This is a genomic window from Actinomadura bangladeshensis (assembly GCF_004348335.1).
Lineage (GTDB): Bacteria > Actinomycetota > Actinomycetes > Streptosporangiales > Streptosporangiaceae > Spirillospora > Spirillospora bangladeshensis.
The window spans coordinates 22,895-29,994 of sequence record NZ_SMJW01000090.1 but is presented as its reverse complement, the minus strand read 5'-3'; the positions used below and the strand labels follow the sequence as shown (position 1 = coordinate 29,994).

The window sequence follows — 7,100 nt, the reverse complement described above, 5'->3', positions numbered from 1 at the left end:
TCCATGACGGCACCGCGACCAAGATCCGAGACCGCCGCTGCAAGGTACTGGCCGCCGCCTACACCGCCAACCCCGAACGGTTCCACACCAGGCCCGTCCCGCCCGAACTGCCCGACAAGGCCTGGATAAACGAACCACCCAAGGACAAGAACCAGGAGAACAACCAGGCCCAACCCGCAGCCTGAACTGTCTCAACGAGTTTGACAGGCTCCGGATCCTCACACGATCGTGCCTGCCCGGCCAGTCCATGAGCAGCTCGAAGGTATGCCGGTGCAGCGCCTTGTGCGCCCACACCGATGTCTTCTGCGTCGTCGCCCCGAGGAGGAAGTGGAGCAGTTCCACCATGCTGGTCTTCCCGGTCCCATTGCGGCTGTCGGTGTCCGTGGACCGGCGTTCACGCTCGGCGAGGACCAGGTTGAGCCCCGGCTGGAAGTGCAGGGTCTTGAACCGCTCATCGTCGGACCCGAGCCTATGGAACATCGGGCCTCGCCTTGAAGATGAGGAGATCGCTCTCCGCGTCGAAGTCGACCAGGCCGAGCGCGTACAGCACATCCAGGGCGAGAGCGAACCACCAGAACGGAATCGGCGCCTTGTGCCGGTTCTCCTCCCGCCAGGTCAGAAGACGCCGCCACGCCTGCGTGATCGTGACGGGCTGCCGTCCCGTGGCGAGGACGAGCTGCGCGCCCACCGCGAGCAATGCCCGCTGCGGGGCGATCCCCTTGGTCGGGACGATCATCCTTCGCTCCTGGCCGCCGGGACGGACTGCCACCCGACAGGCGGCAGCTTGAAGATGTCGCATTCCTCGAAGAAGTACATCAGCACGACTCGGGCGTTCAAGCTCATCTGGAAGTCCGCGCGCTCGTTGCCCAGGATGTAGCACTCGAGCTCGTCGAAGATGTCGTCCGGCGCCTCGTGTATCTCCGCGAGCATCAGGTAGTGGTCTCTGAAGGCAGCGGCGACCTCGTCGCGTTCGCCCGGGGCCCGGCAGTTGTCGTAGTAGGTGTGCACGCACGGGACGTACTTGAGCGCCTGCCTCAGCAGGTCCTCGACGTCCGGCGAGAAGGTGTTGTATTTGATCTTCTTGGCGGACGGTACAGGGATGTCGGGCAGACCGCGCGTCGGGCGCCGCTCCTCGGACAGGTGAGTCAGGAGCGGCAGCACGTCTTCCAGGGCGACGCCGGTGACGACCTTCTGTACGGGGAGGGGGCCGAGAAGGTCCTCGATCTGCTGCCGCTCCAAGCGGCAGAACTCGTTGTAGAAGCGCCGGTGGCCGAAGTTCTCGAACCTGATGCCGGGGTTGTCCTTCTGCAGGCTGGTGAGGGCCTTGCTCACCTGCGGGTGCATGCCCCTGCGGTTGTTGTGGACGAAGACGTAGACGTCGAAGTCGCCGCCGCGCTTCTTCATGGCTTTGGCGAAGTCCTTCTTGACCTTGTCGCCCACCTTCGCCGGCTTGTCGACCTCCGGACCGTTGCAGGCGTAGAGCCGCCGTTCATGGACCATCATCCCGTCGGCTCCGAGGTCTCCGAGTTTCCCATGGGTGGCCACGTCGAGGTAGGCGCTATATCGAACGGACATCACGTCATGGAAGAACTCTTCGAAGGCGTTACCGTGCAATTCGGGCAGCTTCGCACTGAGCAGGTGACGCAAGATCGAACGTTCCCACAACTCAAGCCCGTATCCCAGCACCCTGACACCCTAACGATGAGCAGTGTCATTCGGAGCGTCATGATCGAATGTCTGCGATTTCTGCATCCATGACCTTCTGGGCCGATAATTCGGTCGCGATCATGGGTCGGGGGCGACGGTTTCTCCGGGCGGCCGGCAAGTAAACTCAGTCAACGCCGGAAGGACCGGCAGACTGGGACAGATGCGCGACCCACCGCGCGTGGAGGACGGATGCCGGAGACCGACGAGCCGGCGGTGTCGGTGACCCTCGCCGAGATCGCCCGCATCGCCGGGGTGGGACGGGCTGCCGTCAGCAACTGGCGGCGGCGCCATGACACCTTTCCCGCTCCCATCGGCGGGACCGACACCAGCCCGCAGTTCTCCCTGCCGGAAGTCGAGACCTGGCTACGCGCGAACAACCGGTTCAAGGCCCCCGCCGGCCTGCTGGAACGGCTGTGGCCTCGATTCGACGCACTCGGCGACCGGGACGCCATGGGACGGGTCATCGCAGCGCTCGGGCTCGGCGCCGGCGACGGGAACATCGTGGCCCCGGAATTGCAGCTCGGTCCGGTTGAACAGGCGCTGCTCGAGGACTCGCGGGCGGTGGCGCGGGAGGAGGGAACCGCCGAGGTCTTCTGGTTCCTCCTCGACCGGTGGCTGACCGCTCACGTCCGGCAGATCGCCACCACGGCGGAACCGCTCGCCTCGGTGATGGCCGAGATCGCGGCTGCAACCACCCGGCAGGTTCGCACCGTCCTGGATCCGGCGTGCGGAACGGGGACACTGCTAATCGCGGCGGCCCGGCAGTGGCAGAGCGCGCGGCTCGTCGGACAGGACGCAGACGCGGTCATGGCCGCAGTGGCTGCCGCCCGGCTCAGCATCGAGAACGGCAATCGGCGGATCGAGGTCAAGGCCACGGACTCGTTGCGCGGCGGCACACACGCGAACGCAGACGTGGACGTCGTGCTCTGCAGCCCGCCGACGAACGAACGCGACTGGGGTCAGGAGGAACTGACCACCGACCCGCGCTGGGCCTTCGGGCTTCCGCCGCGTTCGGAGTCCGAGTTGGCGTGGGTGCAGGAGGTCATCGCGTCCCTCTCACCGGACGGGACGGGCGTGCTGCTCCTGCCGCCCACCGTGGCGACGCGCCGGGCCGGCCGCCGGATCCGCTCCAATCTGCTGCGCACGGGGGCGTTGCGAGCGGTCGTCGCGCTACCGGTGGGCGCGGCAGCCCCCTACGGCGTCGGCCTGCACCTCTGGGTGGTGCGGCGGCCGCCTGGAGTGGGAGCCGACGACGGCGTGCTGCTGGTGGACACCGGCGACTGCCGGACGACGTCGTCCGGCGGGCGTGCCGTGATCGACTGGGGCGCCGTCCGCGACCGTGCCGTGGCCGCGCTCCAAGGTGGGCAGGTGGACGCGGCCCGCGTGCTTCCCCCGATCGAACTGCTCGGCGGCGAGGTGGACCTGTCGCCCGCGCGGCATGTCGCCGGCACGGGGCCGGCCGCGTCCGGCGCCGAACTCCGGGAGGCGTGGGCGGAATTTCGCGCGCGTCTGGAGCAGGTGGCCGACCTCAGTCGGATGCTGTCGGCACTCGGCCCGTCCTCTGGAGCCCGGTTGCCATCGGTGTCGGTCGCCGAGCTGGAGCGGGGCGGGGCGGTGACCATCCGGCCGGGGCATCCGGTGCCCGACGAGCTGCTCGGCCGCGGCGACCGTCCCGAGGACGCGTTCCGGTTCCTTTCGATGCACGACCTCATGTCCGGCGACCGGGCCCGGAACTGGGTCGGCGCCCGCACCTTCCAGGATGCCGAGCTCACCGTCGCCGAGCCCGGCGACATCGTCGTGGTCGGCGCCCAGCGCGCCTTCGACGCCTGGGTGCAGGAGCCGGAGCAGGTGGTCCTGGGCGCGCAGCTCATGGCCGTACGTCCCGATCGCGAGCAGCTCGATCCCTGGTACCTGGCGGGCTGTCTGCGGACGCCGGCGAACGCGCGGCGGGCCGGCGGGCACGCGTCGACGTCGTCCCGCATCGACATCCGGCGTCTCGAGGTGCCCCGGCTGCCGCTGGACGAACAGCGGCACTACGGCGAACTCTTCCGCGAGCTGGCGACGTTCACGGGGTCACTGCGCCGGCTGGCCGAGACCGGGACTGCGCTGGGCGACACGCTCGGCGGGCTCCTCGCAGCCGGGCATCTGCACCCAGGCGAGTCCTAGGCGCTGGGGAGCCGGTCCAGAAGTGCCTGGATCGCGGCACCATGACCGCGTTCCCGGAGTTCGAGCGCGATCTCGCGCAACCGGCGCACGAGCGTCGCCGGAACGGGGGTGAGTGCCAGCAACGCGCGGGCGGTGTCCGACCAGCCTGCGACGCCCTCATCGAGAAGCTCATCGGCGATCAGGCATTCGGCGAGGCCGATCCGCGCCTCCAGCAGGATCTCCTCCCCCTCCCGGGTCGGGTCGCCGGCCGCCTGCCGCTCAGCGTCCCGGTAGCGGGCCCTGGCTCGCGCCATGATGCCTTCGAGCCGCGCCGCATCCCCGCAGCGCAGGCAGGCCCGTGCAATGGGCAGGTAATCGAGACCCCAGGCGCGCCGGACCTCCTCCAGCGTCGCGTCCAGCCGGGCGGTCGCCGGGCCGGGTTCGCCCGCCTCGATCTCATCGGCGGCCTGAACAACGAGCTCGTCATACTCGTGGCGGCTCGGACGGTCCGCCCCCGGACGCCGCCGTCCCCGTCCACGGCGGGGCGCCCGCCCCGTCTCGGCGGGACGTTCCAGGGCGTCCGGGATGCGGAAGGGCAGCGTCGGGTCCGGGTCGAGCCCGGGGTTGGGGGCCGCGTCCCCGGGCCGGGGCAGATGCGGCACCAGGACCCTGATGACCTCCTCGGGCGTCGGACGGGATGCCGGTTCCTTCGCCAGCATCCGGTCCACGATCTCGTCTATGCCGGGGTCCACATGGTCCACGAACTCGCTGACGCGCGGCGGCGGGTCGTAGAGATGCTGCTCGTCGATAGTGCGGTCGGTCCGCTTGAGGAACGGTGGGCGCCCGGTGAGGAGCAGGAACATGACGCCTCCGGCGCCGTAGACGTCGGCCGCGAAGGTGACGGTGTCGCTCGACCGGATCAGTTCGGGGGCGCGGTAGCCGGGGCTGCCGGGTGTGTGGCCGTCCTCGGTGTAGCGCGTCGCGTCCGGGTCGGTGAGGAAGGCGATCCCGAAGTCGATCAGGTGGACCTTGCCGTCTTTCGCCACGATCGCATTGTGCGGCTTGACGTCGCGGTGGACGGCGCCGTTCGCGTGCGCATAGGCGATCGACTCCAGGAGCTGAGTCATGAGCGCGGCGACGCTCCGGGGAGACAGCGTGTGGCGTCGGCGGAACTCGTCCATGGGGACGCCGTCCACGTGCTCCATGACCAGGTAGGGGTCGAGCCCATCGTTGCCGCGCGCCAGCAGGCGCGGAATCCGGTCGCACCTGAACCGCTGGAGCAGATCACATTCGCGTTCGAATCGGCCTTCCAGCATCCTCAAGTGCCTGGTGCGCTCCCTGGACGACCGCCCCCCGTTCGCGCGTGCGGAACGGAGGATCTTGACCGCGACAAGGCGGCCGGTCTCCACCTCCCGTGCGGTCCAGACCTCGCCCATGCCTCCGCTGCCGAGGAACTCTTCCACCCGGAACCTGCCCTGGAGCAGATCGTTCGGCTCCATGTCCTTCTCCCCGTGACGTGAACTTGCCGATTTCCATCCTGATGCCGGTAGACAGTGTGGCACACTGATTGGTGTACACAGAACTGAACTAAGTTCACAGACAACGGGAGTGAGTGTGAGCGAGCTACCTCCGGGCACCGAGGGCGATGCCGGGCTCGTCCGGGTCGGGCTGCCGCTGCTCCGGGACGAGCCGCGCGGTTGCCCGCACGGCCGGTCGCTCCGCGCCCGGCCGCTGGTGGTCGATCCGAACCGCGTGCGCCGTAAGCCGATCGTCGACTTCGCGCTCAAGCCGGTGATGGACGCGCTCGACCTCATCGAGCACCGGAAGAAGGAAGTCGGCGCGGCGCTGGCGGAGCCCTGGACGTTCCGGAGCTGCCACCCATCCCACCGGGCCTGGGCCGAGACCGCCGTGACGAACTACCTGGCAGCACGCACGACCGAGGAGGAGTCCCGCCGCGCGGCGGGCCGTCCCGCCACCTTCCCGGTCCGGGAGGAGTGGGTGGCGATCAGCAGGCTCACCGTGCCCGACGCCCGAGGCGCGCGCCGATACGAGCGCACTGCGTGGGGGCGCCGCTACGCCTCTGCGGACGGCGGGACGCGGGAACTGTGGCTGCCGTCCGTGAACTCGGTGAAGGAGGACCGCCCTCCTGCGGAGATCGCCGCAGCCGCTGCCGTGGCTCTGACCGGCGTCTCGGCGAAGGCGAGGTTCGGCCGCCCCTACCAGGAGACGGGCGGGCATGCCGACGTGCCGGCCAGGGTCAGAGTGATCGCGGTCGGATGCGGGGACGGCGAGGTACGGGTGCTCGCCGACTGGGATGCACACGAGGTCTCCCGGCGGTACGAGTCGCTGGCGCAACCGGCGCTGAGGCGTCTGATCGGACGCACGGAACTCAACCCCGGTTCCGACTGCGTGAACTGTGAGTGCCTGACCGGTTGCCCGCAGCCGACACGCGCACCCGGCCTGCTGGGAGTTCCGGCGCCGTCCCGGCCGCGCAGAAGACGGAGTGTCTCGGCGGCGGATCTCCGGGTTCATGACGACTGTCCGGCCAGGTTTCACCTTACGCGCGTGCTCCACCTCAAGGCGGACCAACCGGAGAACCCCGCGATCCGGCGTGGCAGGGCCGTGGACGCCGTCCTCAACGAACGCCATGGCGGGCAGCGCACCGAGCGCGGCTGCCGCGATCTGCCCCTGCCGACGGCACTGCCCGGGCTCGCCGAGGGCGAGACGGGTCCGGCGCTGCGGATGCTGGCGCAGCATCGCGGAGTCTGTCCCCTGGACGGATTGCCGGACCGGGAGCAGGTCCGGGCTCAGCCGAGGCTCACCGCCTATGACCCGGTGGCCGACGCCGTCGTCATCGCCGATCCCGACCTCCTCTACACCGATACCGGGGGCTGGGTGTGGAGGGAGACCAAGACGTCCGCCACTCCGCTGTGGGAGGGCCGGCCGCTGCTGGAGAGCTATCCGCAGCTCGCCCTCGCGGTCGTGCTGATGGCGGCCGGCATCCCGGGCGGGGATCCCCGGCGATCGCGCATCGAGTTGGAAGTCCTCTACGAGCACGGGGCGGCCTGCGAGGTCATCGACCCGTTCGACGAGCCGACGCTCACTCAGGCGCGGGCCGTCGTGGCCAGGCTCGCCGATCCGTGGACGGCGGACGAAACCTACGCACCGTCCCCCGGAGGCCACTGCACAGGATGCGAGGCGCTCACCTGGTGTGAGGCCGGACGAGCCCAGACGAACGGAAGGTGACC

The 7,100-nt window shown here is 69.6% G+C and carries 5 protein-coding genes and 1 pseudogene; 3 read left to right on the top strand and 3 right to left on the bottom strand.

Features of this window, described 5'->3' with window-relative positions:
• Nucleotides 1–185: pseudogene (locus E1284_RS41590) on the top strand (hypothetical protein); the annotation flags it as partial.
• Nucleotides 186–469: 284 nt separating this feature from the next.
• On the opposite strand, the gene E1284_RS19035 reads toward E1284_RS41590, so the two are convergent.
• Together E1284_RS19035 and E1284_RS19030 are read right to left on the bottom strand one after the other, a co-directional pair.
• Nucleotides 470–736, bottom strand: coding sequence for an ABC-three component system middle component 6 (locus E1284_RS19035; protein ID WP_131940732.1), 267 nt, complete (start codon nt 734–736; stop codon nt 470–472).
• A complete protein-coding gene (locus E1284_RS19030; RefSeq protein ID WP_131940730.1) occupies nt 733–1,575 on the bottom strand; it encodes an ABC-three component system protein in 843 nt (280 codons plus the stop codon). The genes E1284_RS19035 and E1284_RS19030 overlap by 4 nt, the downstream gene beginning before the upstream one ends.
• A 321-nt stretch (nt 1,576–1,896) precedes the next feature.
• Here E1284_RS19030 and E1284_RS19025 point away from each other — a divergent pair, with 321 nt between their 5' ends.
• Nucleotides 1,897–3,873, top strand: a complete 1,977-nt coding sequence (locus tag E1284_RS19025) for an N-6 DNA methylase (RefSeq protein ID WP_131940728.1) — start codon at nt 1,897–1,899, stop codon at nt 3,871–3,873.
• On the opposite strand, the gene E1284_RS19020 is transcribed toward E1284_RS19025, so the two are convergent.
• Nucleotides 3,870–5,351, bottom strand: a complete 1,482-nt coding sequence (locus E1284_RS19020) for a serine/threonine-protein kinase (RefSeq protein WP_165965332.1) — start codon at nt 5,349–5,351, stop codon at nt 3,870–3,872. The two genes, E1284_RS19025 and E1284_RS19020, sit on opposite strands and share 4 nt — an antisense overlap.
• 115 nt (nt 5,352–5,466) lie before the next feature.
• Here E1284_RS19020 and E1284_RS19015 point away from each other — a divergent pair, with 115 nt between their 5' ends.
• Complete coding sequence (locus E1284_RS19015) at nt 5,467–7,098, top strand: PD-(D/E)XK nuclease family protein (protein WP_165965331.1); 1,632 nt, start codon at nt 5,467–5,469, stop codon at nt 7,096–7,098.
• The last annotated feature ends 2 nt before the right edge of the window (nt 7,099–7,100 follow it).

What these genes read in the sequence shown, in the direction of transcription:
- E1284_RS19020 (WP_165965332.1), bottom strand. Translation starts at nt 5,351, where the DNA reads ATGGAGCCGAACGATCTGCTCCAGGGCAGGTTCCGGGTGGAAGAGTTC.
- E1284_RS19030 (WP_131940730.1), bottom strand. Translation starts at nt 1,575, where the DNA reads ATGTCCGTTCGATATAGCGCCTACCTCGACGTGGCCACCCATGGGAAA.
- E1284_RS19035 (WP_131940732.1), bottom strand. Translation starts at nt 736, where the DNA reads ATGATCGTCCCGACCAAGGGGATCGCCCCGCAGCGGGCATTGCTCGCG.
- E1284_RS19025 (WP_131940728.1), top strand. Translation starts at nt 1,897, where the DNA reads ATGCCGGAGACCGACGAGCCGGCGGTGTCGGTGACCCTCGCCGAGATC.